The 15535-nt window shown below is 60.1% G+C and carries 14 protein-coding genes; 6 read left to right on the top strand and 8 right to left on the bottom strand.

The window, feature by feature from the left end; translation table 11 throughout:
- The first annotated feature begins 104 nt into the window (after positions 1–104).
- From I6L44_RS16305 to I6L44_RS16290, 4 genes are all read left to right on the top strand, one after another.
- On the top strand, positions 105–1097 hold the full coding sequence (locus I6L44_RS16305) for a hypothetical protein (protein ID WP_216952432.1): 993 nt from the start codon (positions 105–107) through the stop codon (positions 1095–1097).
- Between the two features lie 33 nt (positions 1098–1130).
- Positions 1131–2600: a 4-hydroxy-3-polyprenylbenzoate decarboxylase gene (gene ubiD / locus I6L44_RS16300; RefSeq protein ID WP_005339421.1), complete on the top strand. Its 1470-nt coding sequence runs from the start codon at positions 1131–1133 to the stop codon at positions 2598–2600.
- 146 nt (positions 2601–2746) lie between these two features.
- A complete protein-coding gene (fre, locus tag I6L44_RS16295; protein WP_042054686.1) occupies positions 2747–3445 on the top strand; it encodes an NAD(P)H-flavin reductase in 699 nt (232 codons plus the stop codon).
- A gap of 218 nt (positions 3446–3663) precedes the next feature.
- Complete coding sequence (locus I6L44_RS16290) at positions 3664–4677, top strand: diguanylate cyclase (RefSeq protein WP_254204230.1); 1014 nt, start codon at positions 3664–3666, stop codon at positions 4675–4677.
- Positions 4678–4731: 54 nt separating this feature from the next.
- Here I6L44_RS16290 and I6L44_RS16285 read toward each other — a convergent pair whose 3' ends face one another.
- Positions 4732–4989, bottom strand: a complete 258-nt coding sequence (locus tag I6L44_RS16285) for an accessory factor UbiK family protein (protein ID WP_005339429.1) — start codon at positions 4987–4989, stop codon at positions 4732–4734.
- 300 nt (positions 4990–5289) lie between these two features.
- Between I6L44_RS16285 and I6L44_RS16280 the strand changes: the two genes are divergently transcribed.
- On the top strand, positions 5290–7734 hold the full coding sequence (locus tag I6L44_RS16280) for a VolA/Pla-1 family phospholipase (protein WP_216952430.1): 2445 nt from the start codon (positions 5290–5292) through the stop codon (positions 7732–7734).
- A 66-nt stretch (positions 7735–7800) separates the two neighbouring features.
- Here I6L44_RS16280 and glpG read toward each other — a convergent pair whose 3' ends face one another.
- From glpG to I6L44_RS16245, 7 genes are all read right to left on the bottom strand, one after another.
- Positions 7801–8634 (bottom strand): rhomboid family intramembrane serine protease GlpG, encoded by an 834-nt coding sequence (glpG, locus tag I6L44_RS16275; RefSeq protein ID WP_021229252.1) that lies wholly within the window; start codon positions 8632–8634, stop codon positions 7801–7803.
- Positions 8631–8954 carry a thiosulfate sulfurtransferase GlpE gene (gene glpE, locus I6L44_RS16270; RefSeq protein ID WP_201948262.1) on the bottom strand — a complete coding sequence of 108 codons (324 nt, stop codon included), beginning with the start codon at positions 8952–8954 and terminating at the stop codon, positions 8631–8633. The genes glpG and glpE overlap by 4 nt, the downstream gene beginning before the upstream one ends.
- A 122-nt stretch (positions 8955–9076) precedes the next feature.
- A complete protein-coding gene (locus tag I6L44_RS16265) occupies positions 9077–9778 on the bottom strand; it encodes an ABC transporter ATP-binding protein (RefSeq protein WP_005339433.1) in 702 nt (233 codons plus the stop codon).
- 10 nt (positions 9779–9788) lie between these two features.
- Entirely contained in the window at positions 9789–10562 is a 774-nt protein-coding gene (livG, locus tag I6L44_RS16260) for a high-affinity branched-chain amino acid ABC transporter ATP-binding protein LivG (protein WP_216952428.1), read from the bottom strand.
- Between the two features lie 100 nt (positions 10563–10662).
- Entirely contained in the window at positions 10663–11931 is a 1269-nt protein-coding gene (locus I6L44_RS16255) for a high-affinity branched-chain amino acid ABC transporter permease LivM (protein WP_216952426.1), read from the bottom strand.
- Complete coding sequence (gene livH / locus I6L44_RS16250; protein WP_216952424.1) at positions 11931–12857, bottom strand: high-affinity branched-chain amino acid ABC transporter permease LivH; 927 nt, start codon at positions 12855–12857, stop codon at positions 11931–11933. The genes I6L44_RS16255 and livH overlap by 1 nt, the downstream gene beginning before the upstream one ends.
- A gap of 66 nt (positions 12858–12923) precedes the next feature.
- Positions 12924–14045, bottom strand: a complete 1122-nt coding sequence (locus I6L44_RS16245; RefSeq protein WP_005342436.1) for a branched-chain amino acid ABC transporter substrate-binding protein — start codon at positions 14043–14045, stop codon at positions 12924–12926.
- Between the two features lie 434 nt (positions 14046–14479).
- Here I6L44_RS16245 and I6L44_RS16240 point away from each other — a divergent pair, with 434 nt between their 5' ends.
- Entirely contained in the window at positions 14480–15484 is a 1005-nt protein-coding gene (locus I6L44_RS16240; RefSeq protein ID WP_005355925.1) for a substrate-binding domain-containing protein, read from the top strand.
- Positions 15485–15535 lie beyond the last annotated feature (51 nt).

The following is a 15535-nucleotide window of genomic DNA, read 5'->3' as shown; positions in this document are numbered from 1 at the left end:
GGTCAGAAAATGACGAAACCGCGGCCCTGGTCGCGGTTTTTGTTTATCTGTTTTCCGGTTGCCCTAGTAGTATGAGATCCCGATGTCGCATGGATGGAGACGTCATGAAGCCTGTTGTCTGGTTATTGCTGGGATTGCTGAGTGCAATGCCAGTCTGTGCGCAGAGTGCTCCGGCTACGGTGACAGCCGAGACGTTGCAAACGCACCAGCGCTATCTGGCGAGCCGTCTGCAGCAAGGACAATTTGCCGCCATCGACTCTCTGCTGGCGACCCTGAGCCGCGAGCAGCGGGAGTTCCTGCTGTTGCAGCTGCTGCGGGATATTCCGGTTACCGCTCCTGCGTCCCCCGCGTTGCAACGCTGGGTCGAGGCACAGGCCGACAAGGCTCCCGAGTGGCTGCTGGAGCAGCAGGTAGACGGTTTTCTGGTGCAGCAACCTGTCTACGATTTTGCCGCGCAGGCCCGTCAGTTGCTGGGGGAGTGGCAACTGCACTCATTGGTGCAGCGCTATCAGCAGCAGCTTGCCCAAGGTAGCTTCCAGCTAAAGTCCCTCTATTACAGCAGTAACCCCGATATTGCCATGCAGCAGCAAGCCCTGTTGCTGGCCCTCGACGCCTTGCCGCAATCGATCTGGATGCGGGAGGCGCAAGCGCTGGCCAGCCGGAATATCTATCTGCCCGACAATCAGCTGTTGCTCCATCTGCTGCTGCGCACAGGTGAACCGGCGCTCTATGGCATGTTGTGGCGGCGGCCGGCAGATCAGGATGCGCTGCGCGCACTCGCCACCATCAACCGCTTCCATCATGGCAATACGGCCAGCTCCCTGCTGATTGCCGCCAGCGGCAATCCCGGTTTGAGAGAGCCGGCCCTGCGCCAACTGAGCGCGCTCTCCCCCTTGCCGCCGCAGGCCCAGAAATACCTGCTGGCGGAACTCTCCAACCGTCAATACGGGGCGCTGGTGGCCGGTCTGTTGATGGAGGTGGACGAGCCCCAGCTGCTCTCTGCGCTGGCCAGACGCCTCGGCCAGCGTGACGTGCCACCCATTGCACCGAGTCTGCTACCCGATTCGGGTACACCCGATGGGCAGCCAGGGTTATAATGCGTGACCTCCTGAACCCGGTTGGGAACTTGCATGAAATACAAGGATTTGCGTGATTTCATCGCGCAGCTGGAACAAAACGGACAACTCAAGCGCATCACCCGCGAGATAGATCCCTATCTGGAGATGACCGAGATCAGCGATCGCACCCTGCGTGCGGGTGGCCCGGCTCTGCTGTTCGAAAATCCCAAAGGCTACACCATGCCGGTGCTGACCAACCTGTTCGGTACCCCGGATCGGGTTGCCATGGGCATGGGCCAGCCCGATGTGGGCGCCCTGCGTCAGGTCGGGGTCTGGCTCTCCTATCTCAAGGAGCCCGAGCCGCCCAAGGGATTCAAGGAGCTGATGGAGAAGCTGCCGATCTTCAAGCAGGTGCTCAACATGCCGACCAAGCGACTCTCTTCCGCCCCCTGCCAGCAGGTGGTGCAGGAGGGTGATGCGGTCGATCTCGACCAGATCCCGATCCAGCACTGCTGGCCCGGCGATGTGGCGCCGCTGGTCACCTGGGGCCTCACCATCACCCGCGGCCCCTACAAGAAGCGCCAGAACCTCGGCATCTATCGCCAGCAGAAGATCGCCAAAAACAAGCTGATCATGCGCTGGCTGGATCATCGTGGCGGTGCCATCGATTTTCGCGAGTGGCAGGAGGCCCATCCCGGTGAGCGATTCCCGGTGGTGGTGGCGCTCGGCGCCGATCCCGCGACCATTCTCGGCGCGGTGACGCCGGTGCCGGATACTCTCTCCGAATATGCCTTTGCCGGTCTGCTGCGCGGTAGCCGTACCGAGGTGATCAAGGCCATCAGCTGCGATTTGGAGGTGCCCGCCAGCGCCGAGATCGTGCTGGAAGGCTATCTTGAGCCGGGTGAGATGGCGCCAGAAGGCCCTTATGGCGACCACACCGGTTACTACAACGAGGTGGACGAGTTCCCGGTCTTCACCATCACCCACATCACCAAGCGGCGCGATGCCATCTATCACAGCACCTACACTGGCCGTCCGCCCGATGAACCGGCGGTGCTGGGTCTGGCGCTGAACGAGGTGTTCGTGCCGCTGCTGCAGAAGCAGTTCCCCGAGATTGTGGACTTCTATCTGCCGCCGGAGGGGTGCTCCTACCGGATGGCGGTGGTGACCATCAAGAAGCGTTACCCGGGCCACGCCAAGAGGGTGATGCTGGGAGTCTGGTCCTTCCTGCGCCAGTTTATGTACACCAAGTTCGTGGTGGTGTGTGACGATGACGTCAACGCCCGCGACTGGAAGGATGTGATCTGGGCCATCACCACCCGGATGGACCCGGCACGGGACACCACCTTGATCGAGCATACGCCGATCGACTATCTGGACTTCGCCTCGCCGGTCTCCGGCCTCGGCTCCAAAATGGGGCTGGATGCCACCAACAAGTGGCCGGGCGAGACCAATCGGGAGTGGGGTCAGCCCATAGTTCAGGATGAGGCGGTGAAGCAGAAGGTCGATGCCATCTGGGATGAGCTCAATATCCTCGGATGAGGCAAACATGACAGCTTTGCTGCAAAAAGTGATGCGATCCGCATTGATTTGAGTATTCTCGACTGACGGGGCCAGGGCTGCTGGTCGTCACTCCATAGTGAAACAATGAGCGAAGCGGGCCGAGCGAGCCCGCCACAAGGACAAGAATGCAACGTATCAAATGCCGCGTAGAGGAACTGCGCGAATATGTCGACACCATCTGGCATGTGGCTCTGACGCCGCAGCAAGCGATCAGCTTCAAGCCGGGCCAGTATCTGCTGGTGGTGATGAGCGATTCGGACAAGCGCCCCTTCTCCATCGCCAACTCGCCGACCCGCCCGGGCGTGCTGGAGCTGCAAATTGGTGCCACTCCCGAGAACGCCTATGCCGGTCAGGTGCTGGCCCGCATGCGCGAGCAGGGGGAGATCGAGGTCGAATTGCCGGCTGGCAAGGCGTTCCTGCGCGATGAGTCTCCCCGTCCGCTGATCCTGATGGCGGGCGGCACCGGCTTCTCTTACGCCCGCTCCATTCTGGAATATCTGATCGACACAGGCAGCAAGCGCCCGGTGTTCTTCTACTGGGGGGTGCGTCAGGCTCACTGGCTCTACGAACTGGAGCAGATGCAGCAGTGGGAGCGTGACTATGCGCCGCTCACCTTTATCCCGGTGGTGCAGGAGCCGGATGCTGACTGGACCGGCAAGAGCGGACTGGTGCACAAGGCGATCATGGATGACTTCGTCAGCCTCCACGACTACGACATCTATGTCGCCGGTCGCTTCGAGATGGCGGGGGCCGCGCGTGAGGAGTTCAAGATCCTCGGCGCCGAGCCGGAGCGCATCTTCGGTGACGCCTACGAATTTATCTGACGGGATCCCCGCTTGGATGACGCAGCCCCCGGTTTTGCCGGGGGCTTTTGTTTTTGTGGCTGCCGCAGTACCTGATCGTACCGAATGGTTGGATTATCGCGGCGTTATCCCATTATTTTTCAATATATTGGCTATGAATGGCTACTAATCTGGCTTGGCTGGTGGCATCTTTGTTTGGATTGACAAGAGTATCCATAGAGCAAGCACAAGGAGGCGCAGTGTTAAGCAAAGAGGCAAGGGGGCAACCCGGGTATGATCGGGAGGCACCCTGCGCGACTGAGCTGGCCGCCATGCCGGAACCCTCCTCCGGTGGTGATGCGTTTGCCCGTTTGCAGGCAGAGATCGCCGCTTTGCAGCATGAAAACGGCCTGTTGCAGGAGAAGCTCAATGCCGCCCTCGATGGCACCGGCATCTGTCTCTGGCAGGGCACCATTCCCACCGGCGAACTGCGGGTCTTCAATCTGCAGAACTTTCAGGCTGGCGATATGGCCCCTCATTTCGATCAGTGGAGCGCCAAGCTCCATCCCGACGATCGCGCCCATGCCATGGGCAGCTACTTTGCCCACCTTGAGGGCAAAACCCCCTTCTATGAAGCCGAATACCGCACCATCAATCCGCAAGGCGAGGTCACCTGGCTGTGGGATAGGGGTCGGGTCGTCGATCGGGATGGCGATGGCAAGCCGCTGCGGATCATGGGCTCCCATATCGATATCACCCAGCGCAAGGCTTATGAGCAGCGACTGGCGGAGCGCGCCAACAGCGACGCGCTGACCGGCTTGCTCAACCGGCAGGGGTTTGGCAAGGCGTTTGCCCAACTGCAGCCGCAAGGGGCGGGGGCGCTGCTCTTTATCGATCTGGATGATTTCAAGGGGATCAATGACCAGCTGGGCCATGCCTGCGGCGATCTGGTGTTGCAGCAGATGGCGGACTGGCTGCGCCTTATTATGCCTGGCTCGGCTCTATGCGGCCGTTACGGCGGCGACGAGTTTGTGGTGCATCTGCACCGGGATGTGTCGAGCCATGGCCTGGCGCAGCTGGCTGACGCCCTGATCAGCCGGATGCACGGCTATGTGCCCAAACCCGGTTGCCCGCAACGGGTGGGGCTGAGTATCGGCATCGCCCTGTGGGAGGAGGAGCCATTGAGCTTCCGACAGGCATTGGAGGTTGCCGACAGGGCCATGTATGAGGCCAAGGCCCGCGGCAAGCGGGCCTGGTATCTGCTTCAGGTGTGATGCTTTTTACAGGTTCAATTCAAAGCAAAAACCCCAGCCGAGCTGGGGTTTTCGTTATTCGCCTTTGGCGCCGAGCTGCTGCTCGAGCTGAGCCAGCTTGCTTTCGAGGGCGGCCAGTTTTTCACGGGTACGCAGCAGCACCTTGGTCTGTACGTCGAACTCTTCGCGGCTGACCAGATCCAGCTTGCCCAGCTGGGCTTGCAGTACCTGACGCATCTTCTTCTCGGCCTCTTCACCCATGCTGCGAATGCCGGGCGGCAGGGAGTTGTGCACCTGCTTGGCGATCTCTTCCAGTTTCTTCGGGTCGATCATGATGTCCTCCTTAAGCGTTGGCGGACATTCTACCGACAATTCCCTCACTTTGCCGAGATCGCGGCGGCTTTTTAGTCGTGATGGTGCCCGCTGGCTGGTCGGGTCTGGTGATGGGGCTACAACTGCTACCCTTGCGCCCCTTTGTTAACCTGAAACCATGACATGCACCACAAAGCTGAGCCAGAACTGTCCGGCATGAGTCTTATTTGGTGTTGGTTTTATGTTAACGTTTTGCAGTCGAGGTCGTGATGACCCCGTTGGCTTGTGATGGATAACAACCTTATAAAAAGAGAATAAAAAATGAAGAAGAAGCTAATTTATGCAGCTGTTGTCAGCGCCCTTCTGGCCGGATGTGGTGGAGATGACAACAAGGGAGACACCACCAGCTCCCTCGACTACGTCCTGAGTGGCGCCAACGGGGTGCGCCCGAGCGTGCTGGCCCCCCGTGCCAGCGATGGTACCCTGAAGTTTTCGACAGAAACGGCTGATCTGTCGAACCCGGTATCTGCCCTCTCCACTCTGGATGGTTGGTCAACCACCCAACCCATCCAGCTGGTACCGGCGACCGTGACCGGTGTCTCTGTGCCGGCACCGGCGGCCAGCGAGTATGCTTCTGCCGTTGCGCCCCTCTACCTGCTCGAGCTCACGCTGGATCCGGTCACTCTGCAACCCAACGGAGTCAAGGGCGGCAAGCCACTGGTTTATGGGACCGACTTTGTGGTCACCGGTGGGGACGGCAAGCTTAATCTGGTTCCGCTCAAGCCGCTCAATCCCTCTTCTTACTACATGATCGTGGCGACCGATGCCCTCAAGGACAGTCGCGGCACACCGCTCAAGGCGGGAGGCGATTACAGCAGCTTCAAATCGACAGCTGGCGCAACTACTCAGGAGCAGACCATCAACGGCCTGATCTCGCTGCAGGAAGGTCTGTTCAAGGCGGCCACCGGGATCACCAGCGATCGGGTGATCTTCTCCGACTGGTTTGCCACCCAATCTGGTGCCGATGTGCTGCTGGCAGTGAAAAGTGCCGCCGCTTCGGTGCTGAAGAGCCCGAGCCTGGACGCCGCGGCGCTGTGGAAACAGGATGCCAGAGGCAACACCAGCCTGCCGGCAACCTATACCATCAATGGTCTTAATGGCGGGGTGGATTTTCTGACCCAGCTGGCGAATGAGCCATTCTTGCCGCAGGATCAGAAAGATGCACTGACAGCCGCCTTTGGGGTTGGTACGCCGCTTAACGGGGTTGCCCAGCTAACCAAGGTGTATACCGGTACCGTCAAACTCCCTTACTTCCTCTCAACCCCGGCGATAGCCGGCTCCTGGGACAAGGCCAAGACCCAATCCTGGCACGGCGCCATTCCCAGCCTCTATGCCATCGCCAACGCGCTGAAAGCGGGCGATACCGAGGTGATCGGTGGACTGGTCGGGGCGGGCGTGGACCCCGCATTGCTGGGTGAGCTGATCGCCGACCCGAGCCGTCAGAGTGAACTGCTGACCGAGGCGAGCAAGCTGATCGGGGTGACCCTCACCTCCGGTGGCAAGCCGCTGGATGCCGAGCGCAATATCGGTCGTTTCAACCCGTTGCCGACTCTGACCGAAGTACAATCGGTACCGCTGCGGATCTTTGCACCGACGATCAACTTGAGCACTGTCACTGATGTGATCATCTATCAGCACGGAGTCACCTCCATCAAGGAGAACGCCTATGCGCTGGCGCTGGGCCAGATAGGTGCCGGGTTAGACCCATCAGTGAACAAGGTAGTTGCTGTGGTGGTGATCGATCATCCGCTGCACGGCGAACGTGGCTATGCCTTGAGCGGCAGCATGGATACCGTCACCACCTCCGAGAATCCGACTCCCTATCTGAATCTGGGCTATCTGACGGTGGCGCGGGACAACCTGAAACAGAGCGTGGCCGATCTGCTGGGGCTGCGACTGGCTGTCGGTCTGGCTAACACCCAGGGATTGGGTGGCCAATTGGGTGGTGCCGGTCTGAAGGTGCATTTCCTCGGTCACTCACTCGGTGCCATTACCGGGGCCAATCTGCTGGCTGTCGCCAACCAGACCACCGGCAGTGCTCAGGCTGATGCCCTGTTCAAGTTCGATACCGGTGGTCTGGCGATGCCGGGTGGCGGCATCGCGCCGCTGTTGCTCAACTCGCCGAGCTTCGGGCCGACCATCAAGATGAGCGTGCTTACCTCGGGTAGTCCGGCGCTGAAAGCGGGCTTTACCGCCTATGCACCGAATTGCAAAACGGCTGCCGCCACTTGCTTCGTCAACGAGTTCCTGCCCAGTCTGGATGCGGCCACGCAGGCGGGTGCGGCGAGCACCTTGCAGAGCTATACCTTTGCCGCCCAGTCAGTGCTGGACTCTGCGGACCCGATCAATCTGGGCAGTGGCATCGCCAAGAGCTTCCCGCTGTTCGCCACCGAAATTGTTGGCGATGGTGCGCTCAGCTTGCCAGATCAGGTGATCCCCAACAGCATCGCCTCTGCGCCGCTGGGTGGCACCGAGCCGCTGTTCCGGGTGCTGGGTTTGCAAGAGCTGAAGGGTTCCGGCGTGCTCCCGGCGGGTCACCATGCTGCGCGCTTCCTGAAAGGGGGTCATAGCTCGCTGCTGGCTCCTGACGAGAACTTCGATCAGGCTGGCGCGGTCACCACCGAGATCCAGACCCAGTTCGCCAGCTTCTTTATGAGTGGCGGTGCGGCGGTCAAGGTAACCGATGACACCCTGATCAAGCAGTAACTGCCCATCGCGTAAAAAAACGCCGCCCTTCGGGGCGGCGTTCTCGTTTCTGCAACTGCTGAAAAATCAGGTCGGCTGGTGGTTGCGATCCAGCCAGCCTTGCAGCAGGCCGACCAGCAGACCGGTCAGGTGGGCGATGTTGGCGGTGCTGGTTCCGAGCATGTCGAAGAAGCCGAGCACCATCCAGAACAGCATAAAGCCCATCAGTGCCGGTGGCAGAGTCAGGCCACAGGCCGGTTGCAGCTTGCTGCGCAGCCAGCAGTAGCCGAGCAGGGCATAGACCACGCCGGAGAGGCCGCCAAACAGCGGGCCGCTGGCAAAGAACTCGGCGATATTGGGCAGGGCGGCGCCTACCAGCAGCAGGATCAGCAGCTTGCCGCTGCCGAGGCGCTGCTCGATCTGGCCGCCGAGATACCACCACCACAGCAAGTTGAACACCAGATGGAGCACCGAGAAGTGGATCAGGGCGGGGGTGAAATAGCGCCATGCCTGCCAGTCGGTGAACTGGGCCAGCGTCGGGTGGAATGCCAGTTGATCAAAAATGGGCAGGCCGATGGCCTCGATCCCGTAGATGGCGAGACAGGCGATGATGACCACCAGCGTCAGTGGCCCTGCCTGATGGAGGAAGTCGGTGATGGGATCCGTCATCCCCTTGCTGTAGTCGATGCGGGCATCGGCGCGGCCGGATTGCCAGGAGGCCTCCATGTAGCGCGGGTGGCCCGGCTCGGCCAGAAAGCGCTTCACCTCCAGCTGGGCCTGGGCAAGGCGTAGCTCGTCCGCCAGCCAGATGGTGACCCCCAGCTCGGACTGGGTCAGCTCGCAGGAGATGCCCAGGGTCGCCAGATAGTCCACCAGCGCCTGCGCCATGCGGGCGTTGTCGAGCACCAGCAGCTGGATCATGCCTCGCCTGCCTCGATGGGAAACTCCCGGCGCCACGCCTCGAAGCCGCCATCCAGACTGTAGACCTCGTCATAACCCTGTTGCAGCAGGTATTGGGCCGCCCCCTGACTGCTGTTGCCGTGATAGCACATCACGATGACCGGGGTATCGAAATCCACTTCATTCATAAAGCGCACCAGGGTGCCGTTGGTAAGGTGGAAGGCGCCGACCGCGTGGGCCGCTTCAAAGGATTGCGGGTCGCGAATATCCACCAGACGGGCTTCACCCGAGCTCAGTTTCTGGTAGGCATCATGGGCATTGATATGGGCAAACTGGTCCATCGGGATGTCCTGCGAATAGGTTGATTACGGGCCAGTGTACCGCAAGCTTGGGCGCAAACTAACCCCACAAAAGATAAGGGAGCCAGCGGCTCCCTTGTGGATATGGCATGCGGGTCAGTGGGTTAACCGCCCAGATAGGCCTGCCGCACCGCCGGGTTGGCCAGCAGGGCGGCTCCTGTGTCTTGCAGCACCACGTGGCCGTTCTCCAGCACATAGCCGCGGTCGGCCAGCTTGAGCGCCTGGTTGGCGTTTTGCTCCACCAGAAAGATGGTCATCCCCTTCTGCCGCAACTGTTCGATGGTGTCGAAGATCTGCTGGATGACGATGGGGGCCAGCCCCAGCGAGGGTTCATCCAGCAGCAGCAGGCGCGGTTTGCTCATCAGGGCGCGGCCGATGGCCAGCATCTGCTGCTCGCCGCCGGACATGGTGCCCGCCCGCTGTTCCAGTCGCTCGTGCAGGCGCGGGAACAGGGTAAACACCTGATCCAGCAGGCCATGCTGCTCGGCCTTGTCGACGAAGAAGGCGCCCATCAGCAGGTTCTCCTCCACCGTCAGGCGGGCGAAGATGCGACGCCCCTCCGGCACCACGGCGATATCCTTGCGCATGATGCGGGCGGTGGTGAGGGAGCTGATCTGTTCCCCCTCAAACCAGATGGAGCCGCTGCTGGGCTTGGGTTCACCGCAGAGGGTCATCAGCAGGGTGGTCTTGCCTGCGCCGTTGGCACCGATCAGGGTGACGATTTCCCCCTCTTTCACCTCGACGCTGACATCGTGCAGTGCCTGAATTTTGCCGTAGTGGGTCGATACGTTGCGAAGTTCTAACATCTTTTTGTCCTTACGACTCGCCCAGATAGGCCTTGATCACTGCCGGGTTGTTGCGGATCTCATCCGGCTTGCCGTGGGCCAGCGGGGTGCCCTGGCTGACCACGAAGATGCGGTTGGAGATGCCCATCACCAGCTTCATATCGTGTTCGATCAGCAGCACCGAGACCCCGAACTCGTCCCGCAGGCTCATGATGAGCTCATCCAGCTCGTCGGTCTCCTTCGGGTTGAGGCCGGCGGCCGGTTCGTCCAGCATCAGCAGCTCGGGACGGGTCGCCATGCAGCGGGCGATCTCGAGTCGGCGCTGCTGACCGTAGGCCAGATTACCGGCGGCGCGGTTGGCAAGATCCTTGAGGCCCACTTTATCCAGCCAGAAGGCGGCCCGCTCCAGCCCCTCCTGCTCCGCCCGGCGGAAGGCCGGGGTCTTGAACAGACCGGCGATAAAACTGGTGTTGAGGTGCTGGTGCTGGGCAACCAGCAGGTTCTCCACCGCCGTCATCTCCTTGAACAGCCGCACGTGCTGGAAGGTACGCACAATCCCCTTGCGGGCGATGAGGTGGCCGGGCAACCCCTGGATCTCCTCACCCTTGTAGCGGATGGTGCCGCCGCTCGGACAGTAGAAGCCGGTCAGGCAGTTGAAGATGGTGGTCTTGCCCGCACCGTTGGGGCCGATGATGGAGATCACCTCGCCCTTGTCGATATCCAGTTTTACCCCGTTGACGGCCAGCAGGCCGCCAAAGCGCATCGACAGATCAGAGACTTCCAATAACTTTTGATTAGTACTCATTTTCTCAGCTCCCGTTTCAAGGTGGAGTGAGTCACTACCAGCTGTTCAGCCACATAGCGCATCGACAGATCAGAGACTTCCATTAACTTCTGATGAGTACTCATTTCTTCAACTCCAGATGCGGACGGGTCATCGGCAGCAATCCCTGTGGCCGCCAGATCATCATGAACACCATCAAGAGGCCGAACATCAGCATGCGGTACTCGTTGAATTCGCGGGCCAGCTCCGGCAGCACCGTCATCACGATGGCGGCCAGCACCACCCCGATCTGCGAGCCCATGCCGCCCAGCACTACAATCGCCAGCACTATGGCCGACTCGATAAAGACGAAGGATTCCGGGCTGATAAAGCCCTGCCGCGAGGCAAAGAAGCTGCCGGCAAAGCCCGCGAAGGTGGCGCCTATGGTGAAGGCGGTCAGCTTGATGATGGTGGGGTTGAGCCCCAGCGATTTGCAGGCGATCTCGTCTTCCCGCAGCGCTTCCCAGGCGCGGCCCAGCGGCATGCGCAGCAGGCGGTTGATGACGAACAGGGTCACCACCACCAGCACCAGCGCCATCAGGTAGAGGAAGATCACCTTGTGGTTGGCGTTGTAGGTAATGCCGAAGAAGTTGTGGAAGGTATCAAAGCCGCCATCCTTGACGGTGCGGTTGAACTCCAGCCCCCCCAGGGTCGGTTTGGGAATACCGGAGATCCCGTTCGGGCCGCCGGTCAGGGTGGTCATGTTGTTGAGCAGGATGCGGATGATCTCGCCAAAACCCAGGGTGACGATGGCCAGATAGTCCCCCCGCAGCCGCAGCACCGGGAAACCGAGCAGGAAGCCGAAGGTAGCGGCCATCAGCCCGGCGATGGGCAGGCACTCCCAGAAGCTCAGTCCGAAGTAGGTGTTGAGCAGGGCATAGCTGTAGGCACCGACCGCGTAGAAGCCGACATAGCCGAGATCGAGCAGACCGGCGAGGCCGACCACCACGTTCAGCCCCAGCCCCAGCATGATGTAAATCAGGGTGAGGGTGGCGAGATCGATGGCGCCGCGAGAAGCCATAAAGGGCCAGCTCACCGCAAACAGCAGCACCAGCACGGCGGTGAGGTTATAGAGCTTGGGCGCCTCTTCCGGGCTCGGCAGCACCAGCTTGGTGAAGCCGACCGAGAAGCCGCTGATGGAGGCCTGAAACAGCTTGGCGATCTGGCCGCGCAGCATCTGGAACCAGAAAACAATGGTGGCGCCCCCCAGTAGCCAGGCCAGCGACACATCGAGGCGGCTCACTACCTGCAGGCTGGAGCCATCGGTCTCCAGCTTGAAGCCGAGCAGCCAGAAGGAGAGCACCAGCAGCACCAGGCTGGCGATACAGGCGTGGATCAATTGATGTTTCATCACACTTTCTCCACTTCCGGACGACCCAAGATGCCAGTAGGCATAAAGAGCAGCACAAAGATGAGCAGGGCAAACGCCATCACATCTTTGTACTCGGTGCTGAGATAACCGGCGGTGAGCGCTTCAACCACCCCCAGCAGCAGGCCGCCCAGTACGGCGCCCGGAATGCTGCCGATACCGCCCAATACTGCGGCAGTGAAGGCCTTCAGACCGGCCATAAAGCCGAGGTAGGGGTTGATGACGCCGTAATACATGCCGAGCAGCACCCCGGCCACGGCGGCCAGTGCAGCCCCCAGCACGAAGGTGATGGAGATGACCACGTGGGTGTCGATGCCCAGCAGGTTGGCCATCTTGATATCTTCCGAACAGGCGCGGCAGGCGCGGCCCATGCGGGAGCGGCTGATGAACTGGGTCAGCGCCAGCATGGTGATGAAAGTCACCACGAAAATGATCAGCTGCATATAGGAGAGGCTGGCCTGAAAACTATCCTCACCCCCCAGGGTCCAGCCACCTGAGATCAGGCTGGGCATGGCGATATCCCGCGAGCCCTGAGCCATGCGCATCATGTTCTGCAAGAAGATCGACATGCCGATGGCGGAGATGAGGGGGATCAGCCGGTTGCCACCGCGCAGTGGCCGGTAGGCGACTCGCTCGATGCTCCAGCCATAGGTGCCGGTGATGATGATACTGACCAGGAAGGCGCCCCCCAGCAGTAGAAAGGTGCTGTCGATGCCCATCATCATGAGCCCCGCCATCACCATGAAAGCGACATAGGAGCCGATCATGTAAACCTCGCCGTGGGCGAAGTTGATCATGCCGATGATGCCATAGACCATGGTGTAGCCAATGGCGATCAACGCATAGGTGCTGCCTATGGTTAATCCGTTCAGCAGTTGCTGAACGAGATAAAGGAGGTGTTCGGACATACTGCATTCCCTGTACTTGCCCGCAAAGAGAGGAGGGGGTGAGCGTACTCACCCCCGATCGGCAGATTATTTGACTTGGCTGGAAGTACCGTCAGCGTGCCACTGGAACACACCAAATTCGAAGCCTTTCAGGTCACCGTTAGGTGCCCAGGTCAGGGGGCCCATCACGGTATCGATCGGTGCGGCCTTGATGGCGGCGGCAACGGCGGCCGGGTCATCTTCACCCGCCTTGGCGATACCGGCAGCCAGGCTCTGCACCGCGGCATAGGTGGTCCAGACGAACGGGCCGGAGGAGTCCTGACCCTTGGCCTTGAACGCTGCGACCAGCGGGGCGTTGGCAGGTACCAGATCGTATTTGTTCGGCAGGGTCACCAGCAGGCCTTCGGAAGCCGGGCCGCCGATGGCGGAGATATCCTTGTTACCCACCCCTTCCGGGCCCATGAACTTGGCTTTCAGCCCCTTCTCGCCAGCCTGACGCAGGATCAGGCCCAGCTCAGGGTGATAGCCGCCGTAGTAGACGAAATCGACGTTCTCTTTCTGCAGCTTGGCGATCAGGGCGGAGAAGTCCTTGTCACCGGCGGTGATCCCTTCATAGGCCACCACCTTCACGCCAGCCTTGTCGAGTGCGGCTTTGACGCTGGAGGCGATACCTTCACCGTACTGCTTCTTGTCGTGGATAACGGCCACGCGCTGGGGTTTGACCTGCTCGATGATGTACTTGGCGGCAGTCGGGCCCTGATCGCTATCCAGACCGATGGTGCGCAGGGTCAGCTGGTAACCGCGTTCGGTGATCTTGGGGTTGGTGGAGGCGGGGGTAACCATCAGGATCCCCTCGTCTTCATAGATGTCGGAGGCGGGCAGGGTGTTGTCGGAGCAGAGGTGACCGACCACGAACTTGACGCCATCATTTACCACCTTGTTGGCGATGGCTACCGCCTGCTTGGGATCACAGGCATCGTCATAGATGACGGCTTCGATCTGCTTGCCATTGATGCCGCCAGCCTTGTTGATCTGCTCGACCGCCATCTTGCCGCCGGTGAACTGCATGTCCCCGTACTGGGCAACCGGGCCGGTGAGCGGGCCTGCGATACCTATCTTGATGGTGTCTGCCGCGTGTGCGATGGAGATCGATCCAAACAGAGCCAAAGAAACCGCTGCGCTTACTGTAATTTTGCTCAACTTATGCATTGATTCGTCCCTTAATCAGTGGATTGTTTCATTTACGAGTGCCATTCCGGATCGACATCCCGTGCATCCGGCTATAGGTATGGTTCTATCATTCCTCACGGGGCAATAACAAGCTGTTAAAGATACTAACCAGAGGGGGTGGGGTGGGCTTATTTTGAAATAAATGACCTGTCATTTGTGTTTAATTGGAATTTAGTATCGATTCTTCGCCTTAACATCTTGGTAACCAGAGGTGATTATGATGAAGCACAGAGGATTAGTCTGGTGATATTTTACTCTGATGGTGCTCCCATTTTGACCATTAATCGTTTGCGCAAACAGAAATGAGCGCCTAAATTAGCCGGCATTGACAATTCCGTGGCAGAGCCCGTTAAAACCAAGCCTTTATTCGGGAAATCTGCTAATGTTCCGCCTTTGACAGTCAGGAGACAGAGATGGCCACTATCAAGGATGTCGCCTCGCGCGCAGGCGTATCCATCTCCACCGTCTCACATGTGCTCAACCACACTCGGCGGGTCAGCGAAGACGCGACCCAGAAAGTGATTGAGGCGGTGGCAGAACTCAACTACGCGCCCAACTCGGTAGCGCGCAGTCTTAAGATAAATTCGACCAAGACCATTGGCATGCTGGTGACCACCAGCGTAAACCCCTTCTTCGCGGAAGTGGTGCAAGGGGTTGAAGCGTACTGCTTCGAACAGGGCTACAGCCTGATCCTCTGCAACACCGAAAACCAGCCGCCTCGCCAACAGCATTACCTGAGAATGCTGATGGAAAAACGGGTGGATGGTCTGCTGGTATTGGGGACCGATATCGACACTCCGTTGCGCGACATGCTGCGCATCCACAAGAACGTGCCGCAGGTGGTACTGGATTGGGGGACGGAGTGCGATTTCGCCAACGTCATCAACGACAACGCCCGCATCGGCGCCCGCATGGCCGTACGCCATCTGCTGGAGCTGGGGCACCGCGACATCGTCTGCATCACTGGCCAGCTCTCCAAGCCGACCACCCAGCAGCGGCTGGACGGGGTACGTGATGCGCTGGGCGAGCACGGTCTGACCCTCAAAGATGAACAGGTCTTTGAAGGGGATTACGAGAGCCAGAGCGGCTTCGATGCCATGCAGCGCATCCTGGCCCTGCAGCCTCGCCCGACCGCGGTCTTTGCCTTCGACGATCCCATGGCGATCGGCGCGATTTGCGCAGCCTGGGAAGCCGGAGTCAAGGTGCCGGACGATATCTCCATCATCGGTTACGACGATGTAGAGATGGCGCGCTTCTCCAGCCCGCCGCTGACCACCATCCGTCACCCGAAGGCCGAACTGGGCCAGCTGGCGGTGAAGCATCTGGTCAGCCGGATCCGCAACAAGGAGCTGGAAGTGGAGTCGATGACGGTACAGCCCGAGCTGATTGTCCGTCGCTCGGTCAAACCGCTGCGTTAATCCGCACCCGTTGCCAACACGAAAAACCCCCTCTGTCACGAGGGGGTTTTT

It is taken from the genome of Aeromonas sp. FDAARGOS 1414 (assembly GCF_019047065.1).
Classification (GTDB): Bacteria; Pseudomonadota; Gammaproteobacteria; order Enterobacterales; family Aeromonadaceae; genus Aeromonas; species Aeromonas veronii_A.
This window is presented reverse-complemented; position numbering and strand designations above follow the sequence as displayed.